Source organism: Rhizobacter sp. OV335, from assembly GCF_900142965.1.
Lineage (GTDB): Bacteria > Pseudomonadota > Gammaproteobacteria > Burkholderiales > Burkholderiaceae_C > Rhizobacter.
Map to the genome: position 1 here is coordinate 107,692 of NZ_FRCQ01000019.1, position 17,028 is coordinate 124,719.

14 protein-coding genes, 1 tRNA gene and 1 pseudogene are annotated in these 17,028 nt (G+C 68.1%); 6 read left to right on the forward strand and 10 right to left on the reverse strand.

All coding sequences use genetic code 11. The features are described from left to right. Nucleotides 1-7 precede the first annotated feature (7 nt). The 3 genes from BUE42_RS19595 to BUE42_RS19605 form a co-directional block, all read right to left on the reverse strand. Nucleotides 8-2,626: a serine/threonine-protein kinase gene (locus BUE42_RS19595; RefSeq protein WP_073466979.1), complete on the reverse strand. Its 2,619-nt coding sequence runs from the start codon at nucleotides 2,624-2,626 to the stop codon at nucleotides 8-10. Nucleotides 2,627-2,711: 85 nt separating this feature from the next. Continuing rightward, nucleotides 2,712-3,758 (reverse strand): hypothetical protein, encoded by a 1,047-nt coding sequence (locus tag BUE42_RS19600; RefSeq protein WP_073466980.1) that lies wholly within the window; start codon nucleotides 3,756-3,758, stop codon nucleotides 2,712-2,714. A gap of 99 nt (nucleotides 3,759-3,857) precedes the next feature. Beyond that, a complete protein-coding gene (locus tag BUE42_RS19605; protein ID WP_073466981.1) occupies nucleotides 3,858-5,387 on the reverse strand; it encodes a methyl-accepting chemotaxis protein in 1,530 nt (509 codons plus the stop codon). 634 nt (nucleotides 5,388-6,021) lie between these two features. On the opposite strand from BUE42_RS19605, the gene BUE42_RS33090 reads away from it, so the two are divergent. Further along, the gene (locus BUE42_RS33090) at nucleotides 6,022-6,162 is read left to right on the forward strand and encodes a hypothetical protein (RefSeq protein WP_159445460.1); all 141 of its coding nucleotides are present in this window, start codon (nucleotides 6,022-6,024) and stop codon (nucleotides 6,160-6,162) included. A 64-nt stretch (nucleotides 6,163-6,226) separates the two neighbouring features. Here the strand turns inward: BUE42_RS33090 and BUE42_RS19610 are convergent, their stop codons facing one another. Beyond that, on the reverse strand, nucleotides 6,227-7,084 hold the full coding sequence (locus tag BUE42_RS19610; RefSeq protein WP_073466982.1) for a MipA/OmpV family protein: 858 nt from the start codon (nucleotides 7,082-7,084) through the stop codon (nucleotides 6,227-6,229). Nucleotides 7,085-7,269: 185 nt separating this feature from the next. Here BUE42_RS19610 and BUE42_RS19615 point away from each other — a divergent pair, with 185 nt between their 5' ends. The 4 genes from BUE42_RS19615 (at nucleotide 7,270) to BUE42_RS32350 (ending at nucleotide 10,577) form a co-directional block, all read left to right on the forward strand. Beyond that, nucleotides 7,270-7,950, forward strand: coding sequence for a response regulator (locus BUE42_RS19615; RefSeq protein ID WP_073467003.1), 681 nt, complete (start codon nucleotides 7,270-7,272; stop codon nucleotides 7,948-7,950). Next, nucleotides 7,947-9,320 carry an ATP-binding protein gene (locus BUE42_RS19620; protein ID WP_073466983.1) on the forward strand — a complete coding sequence of 458 codons (1,374 nt, stop codon included), beginning with the start codon at nucleotides 7,947-7,949 and terminating at the stop codon, nucleotides 9,318-9,320. The genes BUE42_RS19615 and BUE42_RS19620 overlap by 4 nt, the downstream gene beginning before the upstream one ends. A gap of 472 nt (nucleotides 9,321-9,792) precedes the next feature. Then, the gene (locus BUE42_RS19625) at nucleotides 9,793-10,170 is read left to right on the forward strand and encodes a hypothetical protein (protein ID WP_143171617.1); all 378 of its coding nucleotides are present in this window, start codon (nucleotides 9,793-9,795) and stop codon (nucleotides 10,168-10,170) included. Continuing rightward, nucleotides 10,167-10,577, forward strand: coding sequence for a hypothetical protein (locus BUE42_RS32350; RefSeq protein WP_143171618.1), 411 nt, complete (start codon nucleotides 10,167-10,169; stop codon nucleotides 10,575-10,577). Before BUE42_RS19625 ends, BUE42_RS32350 begins: the two co-directional genes overlap by 4 nt. 471 nt (nucleotides 10,578-11,048) lie before the next feature. On the opposite strand, the gene BUE42_RS34115 is transcribed toward BUE42_RS32350, so the two are convergent. The 6 genes and pseudogenes from BUE42_RS34115 to BUE42_RS19660 all read right to left on the reverse strand — a co-directional run bounded on the left by BUE42_RS34115 (nucleotide 11,049) and on the right by BUE42_RS19660 (nucleotide 14,491). Continuing rightward, entirely contained in the window at nucleotides 11,049-11,618 is a 570-nt protein-coding gene (locus tag BUE42_RS34115; RefSeq protein WP_143171619.1) for an RbsD/FucU domain-containing protein, read from the reverse strand. Between the two features lie 94 nt (nucleotides 11,619-11,712). Beyond that, nucleotides 11,713-11,883 (reverse strand): annotated as a pseudogene (locus BUE42_RS34310) (PfkB family carbohydrate kinase); the annotation flags it as partial. Nucleotides 11,884-12,284: 401 nt separating this feature from the next. Then, nucleotides 12,285-12,566: a hypothetical protein gene (locus BUE42_RS19645; protein ID WP_073466986.1), complete on the reverse strand. Its 282-nt coding sequence runs from the start codon at nucleotides 12,564-12,566 to the stop codon at nucleotides 12,285-12,287. Between the two features lie 354 nt (nucleotides 12,567-12,920). Beyond that, nucleotides 12,921-13,011: transfer RNA gene (locus tag BUE42_RS19650), tRNA-Ser, on the reverse strand. Nucleotides 13,012-13,072: 61 nt separating this feature from the next. After that, a complete protein-coding gene (locus tag BUE42_RS19655; RefSeq protein WP_047505243.1) occupies nucleotides 13,073-13,990 on the reverse strand; it encodes an SPFH domain-containing protein in 918 nt (305 codons plus the stop codon). Between the two features lie 66 nt (nucleotides 13,991-14,056). Further along, nucleotides 14,057-14,491 (reverse strand): NfeD family protein, encoded by a 435-nt coding sequence (locus BUE42_RS19660; RefSeq protein WP_073466987.1) that lies wholly within the window; start codon nucleotides 14,489-14,491, stop codon nucleotides 14,057-14,059. A gap of 148 nt (nucleotides 14,492-14,639) precedes the next feature. Between BUE42_RS19660 and BUE42_RS19665 the strand changes: the two genes are divergently transcribed. After that, the gene (locus BUE42_RS19665; protein WP_073466988.1) at nucleotides 14,640-16,904 is read left to right on the forward strand and encodes an arginine/lysine/ornithine decarboxylase; all 2,265 of its coding nucleotides are present in this window, start codon (nucleotides 14,640-14,642) and stop codon (nucleotides 16,902-16,904) included. Nucleotides 16,905-17,028 lie beyond the last annotated feature (124 nt).

Consider the following 17,028-nt stretch of genomic DNA (forward strand, 5'->3'; position numbering starts at 1 on the left):
GCGCCTGTCATCCGCATCCCTTCAGGGCCTCGCGCACAGGCCCCGGGCCGGTGACGCCGGGCGGCGTGCCCTGCTTGTCCATCTCTTCGAGGATCGGCAGCGCGAGCCGCTGCTGGCTGCAGGCCGCGGCCGCATCGCCGGCCTGCTGCCGGGCCTGCAGCGCGAGGCCCAGCAGGTGGTGCGCGAGGCCCTCGTGGTGGTGCACGTAGTTGTCCTCGCGCATGCCGGCCGGCAACGCGGCGTACGAGGCCACCGCGGCGCTCAGCAGGTCGACGCCGGCACGCGCATCGCCGTTGGCCAGCAGCGCTTCGCCGAGCGAGGTCTGCATGCTCGCGAGATCGGACTGGAACTGCATGCTGCCCGGGTCCCCGCTGCTGAGCCCCCGCATGATGTCGAGCGCGCGCCGTGCTTGCGCCACCGCCTCGCGCGGCTGGCCGATGCGGCGCAGGCACCAGGCGATGTTCTCCAGGTTGGTCGCGATGTGCCGGGTGATCGAGGTGTTCTGCGGGCTCGTCGCCGCCAGCCGCTCCAGCACGGCCTGGCTCTTGCGGAAGGCGTCGAGCGCGAGCTGCGCGCTGGCGGCGGTGGCGTCGCGCTGGATCAGCTGTTCGCCGCGCGTCGAGTAGTTCGATGCCAGGTTGAAGCCGGCATCGAGGTCGTCCGGGTCCTGCGCGACCAGGGCCGTCAGCTGCGCGGCGGCGTCGTCCGCGGTTTTCAGGTAGGCGTCGATGTCGCCCGAGAACATCTGCACCTGGCTCAGCTGCCCGTACAGCGTGGCGCGCAGCAGCCGCCGCGTGCGGTTCGACGGGTCGGCGGCCGCCAGGTCGTCGGCCACCGCGATGCCGGCGCGCAGCGTGCGTTCGGCCTCGGGGAACTTGCTGGTGAAGCCGAGCACCGCGCCTTCGCGCTGGTGCAGCACCGCCGCTTCCTGCTGCGCGTCGCGGTACACCGCGTCGTGCGGTGAAGGCCGGGCCAGCACCGGCGCCAGCAACGCGAGGGCGCGGCTGTAGCTCTGGAGCGCGCCTTGCGGATCGCCGAGGCTCGCGAGCCCCGGCCGGCCCTGGATGTCGCCGATGTTGCGGTAGCCGTTCGCCAGCTCGACCTGCAGCGCCGGTTCGTGCTGCGCCTCGGGCGCGATGCCCTCGAGGTAGGCCAGCCCGTTCTCGACCAGCAGCTTGCGCGCCGGCGTGGAGCCCGGCAGCACGCGGATCGCGTCGTGCATCGGGATCATCATCGTGCTGGCCAGCTTGCGCACGCTCGCGAAATGCCGCTCCGCGCGCTCGCGCTGGCGGTGCGCTTCGTAGGCCTGGTAGCCGGCGAACGCGATGCCGGCGACCAGCGCCAGGTTGGCCAGCGCCACCGCGCCCACCGCGGCGCGATGGCGCAGCACGAAGCGGCCGGCGCGGTAGCTCCACGCGCCGCGGCGCGCCTGCACCGGCAGGCCTTCGAGGTGGCGGAACAGATCGTCGGCCAAGGCTTCGGCCGACGCGTAGCGGTGCAGCGGGTCCTTGCGCAGCGCCATCAGCACCACCGCATCGAGGTCGCCTTCGAGCTCGCGCCGCCGGGCGCGCGGTGCATCGCCCGGCGCACGGCTCGGGCGCACCGGTTCGGTGTCGCAGATGGCACGCGTCAGCGCATAGGGGTCGTCGGTCGCCCGGCCGTAGGGGCTGGCCTGCGTCAGCAGGCGGTACAGCACCACGCCGAGCGAATAGATGTCGCTGGCCGCGGTGACCGGCTCGCCGCGCACCTGCTCGGGGCTGGCGTACTCCGGCGTCAGCGCGCGCATCGCGGTGGCGGTGCGGTCGACGGCGGGTGCGTCGAGGCGCTTCGCGATGCCGAAATCGACCAGCTTCACGACGCCGTCGCGCCCGACCAGGATGTTGCCGGGCTTCAGGTCGCGGTGCACCACGCCCTTGCGGTGCGCGTAGTCGACCACCTGGCACAGGCTGCGGAACAGGCGCAGCCGCTCGGCCAGCGGCAGCGCGTGCTCGGCGCAGTACGCGTCGATCGGCAGGCCGCCGTCGACCAGGTCCATCACGACGTAGTGCGCGCCTTCGGGCGACACGCCGGCGTCGAGCAGCTTGGCGAGGTTCGGATGGTCGAGCGTGGCGAGGATGCGCCGCTCGGCATGGAAGCGGTCGAGCAGGAAGCGCGGGTCGGCGCCTTCGCGCACGATCTTGACCGCGACCTGCTGCTCGTAGTGGCCGTCGGCGCGCTCGGCGCGGTAGACCTCGCCCATGCCGCCGCGGGCGATCAGCGACAGCAGCCGGTAGTCGCCCAGCCGCTGGCCGCTGGCATCCTGCGGCGCCGCGGCGGCCTCAGTCGACAGCGCCTCGAGCAGGCCGGCCGCGGGCGACTGGTCGAGCGGGCCGGTGCCTTCGGCGGCCGCGACCAGCGACCCGAGCTCGGCGCGCAGCGCGGGATCGTCGGCGCAGGCGTCGGCGATGTAGTGCTTGCGGTCGCGCGGTGGGCGCTCGAGCGTGTCGGCCAGCAGCTCCTTCAGGCGCTGCCAGCGCTCGCGGTCGAGTGTCATGGGGGTGTCGGGCGCGGGGTCGCACGCGGTGTTGCTCGCGGCGTTGTCGACCCCGGCCGCGCGGTCGTCGCCGCTGCGTGCAGTTGGTTCCATCGAAGCTCCCTGTCCGCCCGGGTGAGCGGGGAGGGGGAGCTTACCTTGGCGAGAGCGGCGGCCACGTGAACCGGCCGTGAGAGGCTCATTTCGAGGTGAACAAGCCCTTGGAGAAGTCGACGCCCTTCAATATCTCGACACGCTTGCTTCGCTTCGCCTTCTTCTTGTTTTTTTCCAGGTCCTCGGTGTCGACCTCGTCGCCCTTCTTCTTTTCATCGGTGTCCGAGGGCTTCTTGCCTGCCCTTGCCATCACCATGGCCCCGAGGGACCCGATCCCCATGGCCATGCCCCCGCCGAACCTGACGCCGGGCCTGGCGGATGTCGTCGAAGGCGCGTCGGACGGCGAGTAGTTCCTGATGATGGCTTCCGGCACCAGCACATTGCTTGATCCAAAGCGTTGGACGTTGGCAGGCTCCCCGTCGGATCGTCCGATGAACTGCACGGAATAGCCATTGACGCGCATGGTGTGGTCGAGCCACAGGGCTTTCGGGAAGTGTTCCCTGACCTTCTCGTCCAGGTCCATCCCGCCGATGACGATGTCCAGGTCGTCGGTGGGCACCTCTTCGAGTCCTTGGTCACGCATCCACATCAGCGCGGCGTAGCCACCGACGTACCACCAGCGGGTGCCGCAAAGGGTGTCCAAGGCCTGCTCGAGGTCGTACAGGTCTCCTCCCTCCCACGGCGGCAAGCCATCGAGCCTGGCCCGCCGCTGTTGTCTCTCCACGAACCAGCCCAGGGCAAAGAACGAGCGGAATGTCAGTTCGGATTCCGTGAGCCTGCTCAAGACGTCAACGATGTCCTCCTCGCCCAGGCTTCCATGTTCATTGGCCTCGATGAGCTTTCTCGCCGCCTGCCGGGGAGTGCAGGGGCCGTCAACTCCAACGGTCACTCGCTCGACGCGCTGGACCGTTCCGCCCGGCAGGAGCGGACCAAACGACGCCTGCATGGCGCGGCGCTGCGCGAGGATGCGCGGCGACTGGTTGATGTGCGCCTGCAGTGCGACGCGTTGACGAGCTGCGTTGCGAGGACTCGCGTCGAGCGGGGTGCTGATCGGCGTCACGTCGGTCTGGTGCGTCCTGGCCGCGGCAGGCTGATGCTGAACCGGGTCGGCGAGGACATCGTGGCGTTTCATGGCGCGTCCCTGGTGAGAGCTGATGGGCAGCCCGCACGCTAGCAACCATCGGACGCCCGACGCAATCAGCCGGATGCTGAACTGAGGGGGGGCAATCTCCTAGGCCAGGCGGAAGATGCCGACCGCTGCCACCAGTTGATGCGCCTGCACATGCAGGCTGTCGGCGGCGGCGGCCGATTGCTCGACCAGCGCGGCGTTGCGCTGGGTGGCTTCGTCCAGCCCGGCCACCGTCGCGTTCAGCTGGTCGACGCCCGCCGTCTGCTGCTGGCTGGCCTGGCCCATCTCGGCGATCAGCCCGGCCACGCGCTGCACCTGTTCGACCATGCCGCCCATGTGGCGGCCGGCGCTGTTCACCAGCTCGGCGCCGGCTTGCACGCGCTCGACGCTCGAGCCGATCAGCGCCTTGATCTCCTTGGCGGCCGCGGCACTGCGCTGCGCCAGCGCACGCACCTCGCTGGCCACCACCGCGAAGCCGCGGCCCTGCTCGCCGGCACGCGCCGCTTCCACCGCCGCGTTCAGCGCCAGGATGTTGGTCTGGAAGGCGATGCCATCGATCACCGAGACGATCTGCCCGATCTTCTGCGAGCCTTCGGCGATGCTGTCCATCGTGTGCACCACCTGCTGCACGGCCGCACCGCCCTGGCTCGCGGCCGCGCCCGCCTCAGCGGCGAGTTGGGCCGCGTTGCGGGCCGCATCGGCGCTGGCTTTCAGCGCACCGGTCAGCTGTTCCATCGACGCCGCGGTCTGCTGCAGGTTGCCGGCCTGCAGCTCGGTGCGCTGGCTCAGGTCGGCGTTGCCGCGCGCGATCTGCTGCGAGCCGGTCGCGATCGAATCGCTGCTGGCCCGCACGGTGGCCACCACCTGCGTCAGCCGTTCGCACATCGCCGCCATCGCGGCCATGATGCTGGTGTCGTCGCCGGGCACCAACGGCACGCGCTGGCGCAGGTCGCCGGCGGCGACGGCATTGGCCACCGCCGCCACGTCGGCCGGTTCGCCGCCGACCTGGCCCCAGACCGACTTCCACGCGAAGCGGCCGAAGCCGAGCAGCAGCACGGTGGCTGCCAGGAAGACGCTCCATTGCGACCAGGCCACGCGCGTGAGCGTCGCGTCGAAGGTGGCCGAGGCCGCGTCGGCAAAGCTGGTCGAGGCCTTGACCGTCGCGTCGACACCGGCACGGTGTTGCAGGTACAGCGCGTCGGCCGACTTCAGGGCCGCCTGCGCAGCGGGGGCGTCACCGGTGGCGGTGGCCTTCAGCACGGCGCGCGAGGCCTCGATGAAGCGCACCGCGGCCTCGTGCTGCGGGCCCAGCAGCTGCGCCTCCAGGCCATAGGGCGGATGGGCGCGCCAGTAGGTGACGCGCTCCTGGTATTCCTTTTCGAGGCGCGCCGCTTCGGCCTGCGCCTTCTCGGGCGCGATGCTGCCTTCGACCGCCTGCGAGAGCACCAGCCGCAGCTCGATCAGGTACATCGGCGGCGGCAGGATGTCGGCGGTGACGTCCTTCGCGACGAAGGTGCGCTGTGCCGCATCGGCCGCCGTGCCGGCGCCCCACAGCGACACTGCCATCAGCACGCTGGCCGCGGCAATGCCCGAGCCGATGAGGAGGACCAGGGTCAATCGCAGTGAACGCATGGGTCGGGCCGAGGGTGAGGGGCTGTTCGGGTTGTCGGCCGAAGGGGCTGCTACTTGAATGCTGCGGCATGGGGCCGGCAGGGGTTGCCGGCGATTGCGTCACGCACGACCCCGAGTCAGAGCGAGACGATCGAGCAGATCGTCCCTTGTGCTAGTCTCGACCGACGCGTCGCGGCACCCCCCGCGCGCAAGGCGCAGTCGAGCCGAGAGACGAGTTGCTCACCAGCGACTTGAAGGGCATGGCACCCGCACGTGGCCCCAGCGGCATCATCGACCTGCAGCGCACCGCTCATGAGCGGCCTCGCCTACAACTGCTACTGCGCCATCGGAGATACCGCGACGATGTGCTGCAGAGCGAAATCCTCTTGCCGCAGTCGACAAGGCCTCCAAAGGAGCGAACTGACATGGTGAACACGCAACCCAAAACTGAGCGGACATGCAGATACGGCCACGGACAACTCGAGTCCATCGAGGGCACCTGGAGTTTTCAGGGGGTTGAGTGGAAGCCTATCCGGAGCGGCGACGAGGTGGTCGGGACGTGGCCAGATGCCAACGGCAACGGATTCACTGTGCACCTGTGGCGGTGTCCTGTATGTCGGTACGTGGAAATGATCGACGAAGACGGAGCTCAAAAATGAGCATCCATCAACTAAGGCCACCCTTCGCGACGAAGGACGACGTGTCCGACGCCAAGTACCAGATCGTCGTCTGGGTTGTCGCGACCTTCATCCTGTCTCAGGTGCTGCCGATCGTGCTGAAGAAGTTCGGCCTGTAGCGCCCGCGCTGATCACCTTGCCAAGCCCGCCTTTGTGCGGGCTTTTTTACGAACTGTTCTGCGGTCAGAACCGGTAGGCCGTGTACACCACGACGCTGTTCTGCGCCTTCTTCTCGGTGATCGGGCTGTCGGCCGCGTCGCGCTGCAGGCTGCGCGTAGCCACGCGGGTGCCGATGCCCCACTGCTTGTCGATCTGGTAGTCGGCCCCGACGGTGAAGCCCACCGACTCGATGCCCGAGCGCGGCGTGTACACCGCACGGCCCGACCGTGCCGCCTGCTGCTGGTCGATGCCGAAGTAGGTCTGCATCGCGCTGCGGCTGGCCCAGGTCACCCCCGGGCCGGCCGACAGCATCAGGCCCGGAGCCGGGCTGTACTTGCCCTCGACGTCGAACGACAGCCGCCCGCCCTGGTGCTTGCCGCCGATGTCGCCGACCACGTTGCCACGGGCGGTGAACCAGCCGTCGGAGTAGCTCGCGAACACCGCGCCGAGCACGGTGCCGTCGATGTCGCCCAGGCCGCGCAGGCGGTCGGCATCGGATTCCTTGCGCGGCTTCTCGAGGTCGCCGCCGATGCCCAGGCCGACGCGCCAGTGCGGGTCGGTGATGATGAACGCGCCGATGCCGGCCGGCACGCCGGCGCCGGGCACGCCGCCGATGAAGTAGCGGCCGTGGTTGGCGGCCAGCACCGGGAAGGCGCGCACCTTGTGCTCGGCGCTGCCGGGGTACTTGGGGATGCTGCCGACGCCGAGGCCGGCGGTGAACTGCCAGCTGTCGTCGGCCGGCGCGGCCGGTTCTTCCGCCAGCGCGAGCGAGGCGCTCAGCAGCGCCAGCGCGCCGGTCAGCAGGGTCGGGATCATCGGATGGAAGAGGCGTTGGCGCAGGGTCATGCAGGTCTTTCGGAAGGCGTTGGAATCGGTGAACATGGGAGTCTCGCTCGGTTGCTGGGGGTCGGGGTTGAAAACGTGGGATGGACGGCAGTGTCGGAATCCGACCTGAAGCGAACCTGAACCCTTCATGAAGGTTCGATGAAGGCGCCCGCCGCGACCCCGGCGCGGCTTCACCCAACCTTCAGGTTCGGCGTCTCCAATCGGTGTCCATGAGCCATGCCATGAAGATCCTGCTGATCGAAGACGACCTCGAACTGGGCAACGGCGTGCGCATCGCGCTCGAAGACCAGGGCCTGCAGGTCACCTGGGTGCGCCGGCTGGGCGACGCGCTGCACGCCATCGACACCCAGGCCTGCGACCTCGTGCTGCTCGACCTGGGCCTGCCCGACGGCGACGGCCTGGCGCTGCTGGCGCGCCTGCGCCGCGAGCGCCTGCCGATGCCGGTGCTGATCCTGACGGCGCGCGATGCCCTCGAAGACCGCCTGGCCGGCCTCGACAGCGGTGCCGACGACTACCTGGTGAAGCCGTTCGCGCTGGCCGAGCTGCTGTCGCGCGTGCGGGCGCTGGCGCGGCGCAGTTTCGGCCTGGTCAACGACACGATCGAGATCCGCCAGCTCGCGCTGCACGAGGCGACGATGCGTGTGACGGTCGACGAGCGGGCGGTCGAGCTGTCGCGCAGCGAGTTCGAGCTGCTGTGCCTGCTGATGAAGCGCGCCGACCGCGTGCTGACGCGCCGCGTGCTCGAAGAGCAGGTGCTGCCCGGCGGGCTCGACAACGAGAGCAACGTGCTCGACGTGCACATGTCCAACCTGCGCCGCAAGATCGGGCCGGGCTACATCCGCACGGTGCGGGGCGTCGGCTACGTGATCGACCGCACCGCGCCGGCCAGGGGCGGCGCATGACGCCCGCCGCGTTGTGGCGGCGGCTGCGCAGCTCGCTGGTCAGCCGCCTGGTGCTGGCCCAGATGCTGACGGTGCTGCTGCTGTGGTCGGCGGCGGTGGCCTACTTCGTCTGGGACACCGCGCGCTACGACGAGATCTTCGAGCCCGGCCACATGGGCCCGCGGGCCGACATGATCCTCGCGCTGGTCGACAGCCTGGCCGACCGGCCCGAGCAGCTGCAGGAGGTGCTGCGCAAGCTCGACGTGTTCCAGCGCCGCGAGAACCATGAAGAGGACGACCTGGCGCTGCGCATGTCGATGAACGTCTGGCTCGGCGACCGGCTGCTCTATGCCTCGCCCGGCTCGCCCGGCGTGGTGCCGGCGACGCAGCAGCGCCGGCTCGAGAAGCTGGTCGTCGACGGCATGCCGTGGCGCACCTACACGCAGCAATCGGCACGGTCCGCGGCGCGCGTCACGCTGATCCGTTCGGGCCACGCGGTGTCGATCCTGTTCGCGCTGGGCGAACGCGGCATCCTGATCCTGCCGCTGCTGATCAGCCTGCCTTTCCTGGTGCTGCCGGCCTGGTGGTCGGTGCGGCTGGCGTTGCGGCCCTGGCGCCGCTTCTCGCAGGAGATCGAAACGCGCAGCCCCGGCGACCTGGCGCCGCTGCGCTTCGGCAGCGCGTACCGCGAGCTGCGGCCGGTGGCCGATGCGGTGAACACGCTGCTCGCGCGCGTGGCGGCGAGCCTGGCGCGCGAGCGCAGCTTCATCGCCGACGCGGCGCACGAGCTGCGCACGCCGCTGGCCGCGATGCGTATCAACGTCGAGGCGCTGCAGGCGCACCGCGGCGATGCGCGCGATGCCGAGTTGCTCGACGGGCTGGTGCGCAGCGGCGAGCGGGCGAGCCGGCTGGTGGCGCAGTTGCTGGGGCTGATGCGCAGCGACAGCGGGCGCACCCAGGCCGCGAGGCTGTCGCTCGACGAGCTGGTGCAGGACCGGCTGGCGGCGCTGTCGGGGCTGGCGACGCAGCGCGGCGTCGAGCTGGAGTTGGTGTCCGCCGAGCGCTGCGAGATCGAGGCCGAGCGCGAGGGGCTGACGTCGCTGGTCGACAACCTGGTCGAGAACGCGATCAAGTACTCGCCGGCCGGGTCGACGGTGTCGGTGCGGGTGGGGGCCGATGCGTCGCTGGTGGTCGAGGATGCCGGCCCGGGCATCGCGGCGGATTGGCGCGAGCGCGTGTTCGACCGCTTCTTCCGTGTGCCCGACCAGGCGCAGCCGGGCAGTGGCCTGGGGCTGGCCATCGTCAAGTCGGTGGCCGACCGGCATGGCGCGACGGTCGAGCTGGCGGATGGCGTTGAAGGCCGCGGCCTGCGCGTGACGGTACGCTGGTAGCCATGCATCTGGCGGGAGAGTGGCGTTCACACGACAGCTGGAAAGTCCCGCCAATGCTTGTTTTCTGAGGCGGAGGCTGTGGTTTCGCTACCCCTGTTCATACCCCCGAGTCGGAAGTCCTCGCGCGACGCCGGGCACACGTCCCATTCGGACCGGAGCCGGCCGATCGGATGCCCGAGAAATATTTCTTCCTGTGTGCCGATTGCGACATGCGTGCCGCACACGGTGAGGCCGCGGGCAGGCGTCCATGAATCAGCGTGCCCGAGACCAGTCCAAACCCCAGCTCGTTCACCGCCATCAGCAAGCGCTTGGGCGTCCAGGTCCGACGCCTCTCCGATCGATGCCAACAGTTGCGGGTCCAGCATGAGCAAACTGTACCGCCAAGGGCCAGCAGCGGTACAGTCCACCAGTGCTGTGCAGCAGGGCGCAGTGCCGGCCGCGGGCAACAGCGGTGGCGCCCACCGAGGATGTGATGGCCGAACTGGATATCAGCACGCAAGAAGGGTTCGTCAAGGCGATCGAAGCGCTCAAGCGCATCAGCGACAACGAAGTCGGGGACTTCCTCGCCTCGCGCGGGGCGAAACCGAACTGCCCGTTCTGCAACTCGATGAAATGGGGAGTGGTCAATCCGTCACGCGAAGGGGTGACGCCGCTTGCGCTCAACTTGCCTGACCAGATCGGAAATTTGATTGTGGGGGGGCGTTCTCTGCTGGTAGTGCAGATCATCTGCCAGCAGTGCGCCTTTGTGCGATCGCACGCAGCCGCTGCGATAGGGGCGTGGAAATACGACAAGGACCAGGCCTCAGGAAAGAGCAATGACCTCGGCGACCTCTTCGGGAGTAAGACGTGAGCGATCCGATCCCATTGTTTCGATCCGTAGACCTCATCACCCCGACCCACGATCAGCCACGAGGTGAGCCGTTTGACAAGGGCGGCGGCGGCGGCGACGATGGTCGCATGCAATCACGCGTTACGGCACTCGAGACGAAGTGGGACACGGTCATCCCAACACTTGCCACGAGATCCGATGTTGGCGATCTCCGGACGGAGATGCACAAGGGCTTCTCCGATATGGTCAAGTGGATTGTGGGATCCGCTCTTGGAGTTGCCGTCGGCGGCATCACCGTGATGGCATTCGTCCTGAACAACGCTGTACCGAAGGTGCCGGTGCAGACCACCGTGCAACCGGCGCCGATCATCATCAACGTGCCCGGGATCGCAGCACCGGCACCTGCAGTGAAGGCATCCGGGCCGTAGCAACCGCCAATGGTGCGGTCAAGCATCGGAGGAGACTCATGATCAGGTATGCAAGCTGGCTTCTACTTTTTGCCGTCTCATCCGCACATGCGCAGGAGGCGAAGCCCGTGCCTGCCCCAAATGCCCGGATGCTCGCTGCCGAAGGGGGCCGCTTTGTCTTCGGCCAAATCTCAGACTACAGGGCCGACCAGTTCCTGCTGGACACGAAAACTGGTCGCTTGTGGCAAATCGTCTTGGCGCCTGGCCAGAACGGTGATTCTCCGTCGAAGAGACTTCAGATCGTGCCCTTCATCGCTCCTGACGACAAACTGAGCCTCGAGCCTCGCTAAAGGCCCCTCTAGAGCGGGGCCGCCGCGCGGGATTTCAGCGGCGACGGCGGCGAATCCACCGGTCGCCAGCGACGCCGCTGAAGGTTCCGGCGCCGAGAATGAGGAGCCACCATTGCCAGCTGAACAATCGTGGTGGGCGTATCTACTGTTCGCGGCCGGCGGCACCGGCATCCTGGGATTCGTTGTGGGCGTCATGTCGCGGGTCTGGCTGGACAGAGCCCAGCGGCGTGATGCAGCTCGTGCCGCCATCGTTGGGCGGCTGCGCGCCCATCTGATCGAGACTCGTGACCGCCAAACCCCGCAGAGGGAGTTGATTGGCGCCGTCGATCTCGACGCCCTGGCAGACTGCATTTCCAGGCGTCGATTGCGCCGCGTTCAGCGAGCTCTGAAAGCACATCAGCACTGCCACGAAAAGCTGCTGGGCAGTCGCCCTGGCTCGAATTGGGACGACGCGGTCTACACGAGGCCGGAAATGATTCAGGCCTCCATCAACAATGTCCTGCGAGCCCTGGCGCACCCGTAGTTTCATCATCGCAACTCCTGATGAAGCCCGCACCGCGCGGGTTTTTTTGTCTGGGCGGATGCTAGGAATGCGCGACGGCGTGCCCGCCGGCACTCGCAGCCCGGCGTCGGCGATCACGACCAGGTTGCCATGGCCCAGGCCCGCCACCAGCTGCGACAGCCCGCCGTGCAGCAGCGACGTCTTCTTCACGAGGGGCGAGCGCCGGCTGCAGGTCGCGCGCGAACGGCATCGAATCGATCGTGCCAGGCCGCGCCACGTTGAACGCCGCCGCCTGCTGTGCATGCGCGATGGCCGCTTGCAGTACCGCGTCGGCACAGCGCGCGGCTGCGAGCGCACCGATGAAGGTATCGCCCGCGCCGGTGGTGTCGACGGCCCGGGTGCGCGGCGCCGGCGCATGCATGTTGGCATGCTCGTCGGCACACTGCGCGCCGTCGGCGCCCGGAGTGACGATCACCGTCGCCGGTCCGCGCGCGCAGCCGCGCGGATCGTCTACAACGGCACTAAGTTCGACTTCGATCCGCAGAACCCCAGCCCGACTCTGGCGCCTCTATTCGAGCGGATTGCGGGCGAGACGCTGAAGACCCTCTCCTCGCCCACCCCCAACCAATCGCGCACCGGGTTCTGACGAGCGTGCACTGCTAGCCCTTGTCATAGCGGCTCTGCCACGCCTTCTTCTCGTTCGCCATGGTGCTCAGCAGCTTCTTCGTGAGGATCGCCGGCGTCTTTGGCCATTCCTGAATAGGGTCGGAGCGACTCCGGGATGGGGGTAGGTCGCGGGGTGTCGCTTGATGCGAACCTAGTAGGGTGAGGCGGGCAGCCGGCATTCGTTGATGGGAATGCTGGCCCTGCAGCGACTCAGCCCAAACTCACCGCGACCAGGAACCCTTCGGCGGTGTGCACGAAGATGCCAAGCGCGGCATCGGGTATCGCTGCCAATGCGGCGCGGGCCTGCTCAGTCGGCTCGCCGCCCTCCAGGCGTTTCGCCGCTGCGGTGACTTTCACACACGTCGGCTGGCGGGCGATCGTTCCATCCGTGGCGTGGGCATGGCCGCCATCGGGGTAGTGAAGCTCGAGTACATCCCCGAGAGCCGATATGGCGTTATGCAACTCGTTGTCGCGAGCACTCCGGCCGGCCACGCTCCGCCTCCGATTCGAGACTGGGCGAGGCGGGTTCGTAGGTTGCCCACGCGGCGAATCACCTGAAGCCTGTCGCATCGAGCACGCTGCCGCTGTCCGAGAAGTCGTCTCCATCTGCTGGAATCGACTACATCCAGATCAACGCAATCCACAACATGCGACGACGGAGCGCGGCGTGGAAGGCTGATAGTGGGATGAAGGCGCCGTTGGCGCTGGCACGCGCGCTTCGGCTGCAACCCTTCGACACGGCCCCTCGACAAGCTCGGTCCCTGCTCAGGGCGAACGGTTGGTGGGGTGGGAAGGGATGGGCTGGGCTGGGCTGGGCTGGAAGGGCGCGAGGCCCTGGAAAACCACTGGCGGAGAGGGCGGGATTCGAACCCGCGGGGGGTTATTAGCCCCCACACGCTTTCCAGGCGTGCGACTTAAACCGCTCATCCACCTCTCCGGAGCCGGCGAGTTTAGCCTACCTCCGAGGGGGCTTCGGCCCGGCCCCGCAGGAATTTCGCTCAGGGCTGGCCCGGTGCTTTCGCCTTCATCAGCGCCATCGCGGTGCCGATCAGCCCGGCCACCTCGCTCATGTTCCCCGGCACGATCATCGTGTTGTTCTTCTGCGCCAGGTGCGCATACGCGTCCACCGCCTTCTCGGCCACCTTCAGCTGCACCGCCTGCTCGCCGCCCGGCTCGCGGATCGCCTCGGCGATCTTGCGGATGGCGCCGGCCGTCGCATCGGCCACCGCGGTGATCGCCGAAGCCTCGCCCTGGGCCTTGTTGATCTCGGCCTGCCGCGCACCCTCGGAGCGGGCGATCGAGGCCTCGCGCTCGCCGGTGGCGATGTTGATCTGCTCCTGCTTGCGGCCTTCGGACGCGGCGATCAGCGCGCGCTTCTCGCGCTCGGCGGTGATCTGCGCCTGCATCGAGCGCAGGATCTCGGCCGGCGGTGTCAGGTCCTTGATCTCGTAGCGCAACACCTTCACGCCCCAGTTGCCGGCCGCCTCGTCGAGCGCGCTCACCACCGCGCCGTTGATCGAATCACGCTCCTCGAAGGTCTTGTCCAGCTCCATCTTGCCGATCACCGAGCGCAGCAGCGTCTGCGCCAGCTGCGTGATCGCGAACACGTAGTTGCTCGAGCCGTAGCTCGCGCGCATCGGGTCGGTGATCTGGAAGTAGATGATCCCGTCGACCTGCAGCTGCGTGTTGTCCTTCGTGATGCAGACCTGGCTCGGCACGTCGAGCGGCACCTCCTTCAGCGAATGCTTGTAGGCCACGCGCTCGATGAACGGAATGACGAAGCTCAGCCCCGGCACCAGCGTGCGGTCGTACTTGCCCAGCCGCTCGACCACCCAGGCGTTCTGCTGCGGCACGATCTTCAGCGTGCGCACGATGAAGATGCCGACGATCACCACCAGAATCAGCGCGATTTCCATGTGAGGCTTTCCAGGGAGTAAGGAGAAGAAGAGAGCAGGGCCGGAGCGAGCCGGCCCAGGGAGAGATCAGCGGATCGTCGAGGGCACCAGCACCAGCCAGTTGCCTTCCACCGCCTGCACCACGTGCTCGCCGGGCAGTGCTGGCGCATCCGGCGCGAGCCGCGCGGTCCAGGTGGAGCCGCGGTAGGGCACGCGGGCGGTGCGGTCGTCGGCCCAGGCGGGCACGTGCACCCGCTCGCCGATGTCGATGTTGACGTCGCGGTTCTCGCGCACCGGGCCGGCCGGCGGCTGCCGCAGGCGGCGCCAGTGCCACAGCCCCACCGCGCCGCCGCCCACCACGGCGGCCATCACCAACTGGCCGGGCAGCTTGAAGCCCAGCAGGGCCGCCAGCGCCGCGGCGGCCAAGCCGAGCGCGAACATCAGCAGGTAGAAGGTGCCGGTGGCCAGCTCGGCGGCCACCGCCACCCCTGCCGCCACCCACCAGAACGTCGACGGGCTCATGTCCACGGCCTCTCCTTGTTTGAGTGTCTGTTGCGTCCACCCTGCACGCGTGGCGGGCAGTGTAAGCCGCGGCCCGCAGCTGTCATCGATCGGCCCTACACTTCGCGCCTTCCATTCCGTTGCCCCCCGGCGTTTCCTTGAGGTGACCATGCTTCGATTCAACTTTCCGATCGTCATCATCGACGAAGACTTCCGCTCCGAGAACACCTCGGGCCTGGGAATCCGGGCGCTGGCCGCGGCCATCGAAAAAGAGGGCTTCGAGGTGCTGGGCGCCACCAGTTACGGCGACCTGTCGCAGTTCGCGCAGCAGCAAAGCCGCGCCAGCGCGTTCATCCTGTCGATCGACGACAACGAGTTCACCCAGGGCCCCGAGCTCGACCCGGTGGTGCTGAACCTGCGCAAGTTCATTCAAGAGATCCGCTTCAAGAACGCCGAGATCCCGATCTACCTGTACGGCGAGACGCGCACCTCGCAGCACCTGCCCAACGACGTCTTGCGCGAGCTGCACGGCTTCATCCACATGTTCGAGGACACGCCGGAGTTCGTGGCCCGCCACATCATCCGCGAAGCCAAGTCGTACATGGACGGCCTCGCGCCGCCGTTCTTCCGCGCGCTGGTCGACTATGCGCAAGATGGCTCCTACTCGTGGCATTGCCCCGGCCACTCGGGCGGCGTCGCGTTCCTGAAGAGCCCGGTCGGCCGGATGTTCCACCAGTTCTTCGGCGAGAACATGCTGCGCGCCGACGTGTGCAACAGCGTCGACGAACTCGGCCAGCTGCTCGACCACACCGGCCCCATCGCCGAGAGCGAGCGCAACGCGGCGCGCATCTTCAACGCTGACCATTGCTTCTTCGTGACCAACGGCACCAGCACCAGCAACAAGATGGTGTGGCACCACAACGTGGCGCCGGGCGACGTGGTGGTGGTCGACCGCAACTGCCACAAGTCGATCCTGCACTCGATCATCATGACCGGCGCGGTGCCGGTGTTCCTGCCGCCCACGCGCAACCACTACGGCATCATCGGCCCGATCCCCGAGGCCGAGTTCTCGCCCGAGGCCATCCGCCGCAAGATCGCGAAGAACCCGCTGCTGGCCGGCATCGACGCGAAGAAGGTCAAGCCGCGCATCCTGACGCTGACGCAGAGCACGTATGACGGCGTGCTCTACAACACCGAGAGCATCAAGAAATCGCTCGACGGCTACATCGACACGCTGCATTTCGACGAGGCCTGGCTACCGCACGCCGCCTTCCACGAGTTCTACGGCGAGTTCCACTCGATGGGCCGCAACCGCCCGCGCCCGAAGGACCAGATCGTCTACGCGACGCAGTCGACGCACAAGCTGCTGGCCGGCATCAGCCAGGCCTCGCAGGTGCTGGTGCAGGACGCGCAGCACCGCAAGCTCGACACGCACCTCTTCAACGAGGCCTACCTGATGCACACGTCGACCAGCCCGCAGTACGCGATCATCGCGAGCTGCGACGTGGCCGCCGCGATGATGGAGGCGCCGGGCGGGCGCGCGCTGGTGGAAGAGAGCATCGCCGAATCGATGGACTTCCGCCGCGCGATGCGCAAGGTCGACAAGGAGTACGGCAAGGACTGGTGGTTCAAGGTCTGGGGCCCGGACAAGATCGCGGCCGACGGCATCGGCAAGAGCACCGACTGGGTGCTGAAGGCCGGCGAGAAGTGGCACGGCTTCGGCAACCTGGCGAGCGGCTTCAACCTGCTCGACCCGATCAAGTGCACGCTGATCACGCCGGGGCTCGACGTGTCGGGCAAGTTCGCGAAGACCGGCATCCCGGCGTCCATCGTCACCAAGTTCCTGGCCGAGCACGGCGTGGTGGTCGAGAAGACCGGGCTGTACTCGTTCTTCATCATGTTCACGATCGGCATCACGAAGGGCCGCTGGAACACGCTGCTGACGGCGCTGCAGCAGTTCAAGGACGACTACGACCGCAACGCGCCGCTGTGGCGCGTGCTGCCGGAGTTCGTGGCCAAGCAGCCGCGCTACGAGCGCATGGGGCTGCAGGACCTGAGCCAGTCGATCCACGAGATGTACGCCAAGGGCGACATCGCGCGCCTGACCACCGAGATGTACCTGTCGGACCTGCAGCCGGCGATGAAGCCCACCGATGCGTTCGCGCGCATCGCGCACCGCGACACCGAGCGGGTGGCGATCGACGACCTCGAAGGCCGCGTCACCACCTCGCTGCTGACGCCGTACCCGCCGGGCATCCCGCTGCTGATCCCGGGCGAGCGCTTCAACAAGAAGATCGTCGACTACCTGAAGTTCACGCGCGAGTTCAACGCCAGGTTCCCGGGCTTCGACACCGACGTGCATGGGTTGGTGGAGCACGACAGCGGGGAAGGCTCGCGCACGTACCACGTGGATTGCGTCAAGGAGATTCCTTGAGGCGTCGAGGCTCTTTGGTGAATATTCACAAGACCCATTGAAATGGGCGGGCGCATGGCTAACATGCGCAACGTTGCTGCCGCCCCGATGCGGGCGCGCAGCAGCACCGGGGCCCGGCCGGGCC

Excerpts from the sequence above, each read along its gene's own strand:
- BUE42_RS19595 (WP_073466979.1), bottom strand. The coding sequence starts at position 2,626 with ATGGAACCAACTGCACGCAGCGGCGACGACCGCGCGGCCGGGGTCGAC.
- BUE42_RS33090 (WP_159445460.1), top strand. The coding sequence starts at position 6,022 with ATGAGCATCCATCAACTAAGGCCACCCTTCGCGACGAAGGACGACGTG.
- BUE42_RS19620 (WP_073466983.1), top strand. The coding sequence starts at position 7,947 with ATGACGCCCGCCGCGTTGTGGCGGCGGCTGCGCAGCTCGCTGGTCAGC.
- BUE42_RS19665 (WP_073466988.1), top strand. The coding sequence starts at position 14,640 with ATGCTTCGATTCAACTTTCCGATCGTCATCATCGACGAAGACTTCCGC.
- BUE42_RS19600 (WP_073466980.1), bottom strand. The coding sequence starts at position 3,758 with ATGAAACGCCACGATGTCCTCGCCGACCCGGTTCAGCATCAGCCTGCC.
- BUE42_RS19660 (WP_073466987.1), bottom strand. The coding sequence starts at position 14,491 with ATGAGCCCGTCGACGTTCTGGTGGGTGGCGGCAGGGGTGGCGGTGGCC.
- BUE42_RS19615 (WP_073467003.1), top strand. The coding sequence starts at position 7,270 with ATGAAGATCCTGCTGATCGAAGACGACCTCGAACTGGGCAACGGCGTG.
- BUE42_RS19655 (WP_047505243.1), bottom strand. The coding sequence starts at position 13,990 with ATGGAAATCGCGCTGATTCTGGTGGTGATCGTCGGCATCTTCATCGTG.
- BUE42_RS19605 (WP_073466981.1), bottom strand. The coding sequence starts at position 5,387 with ATGCGTTCACTGCGATTGACCCTGGTCCTCCTCATCGGCTCGGGCATT.
- BUE42_RS19625 (WP_143171617.1), top strand. The coding sequence starts at position 9,793 with ATGGCCGAACTGGATATCAGCACGCAAGAAGGGTTCGTCAAGGCGATC.
- BUE42_RS19610 (WP_073466982.1), bottom strand. The coding sequence starts at position 7,084 with ATGTTCACCGATTCCAACGCCTTCCGAAAGACCTGCATGACCCTGCGC.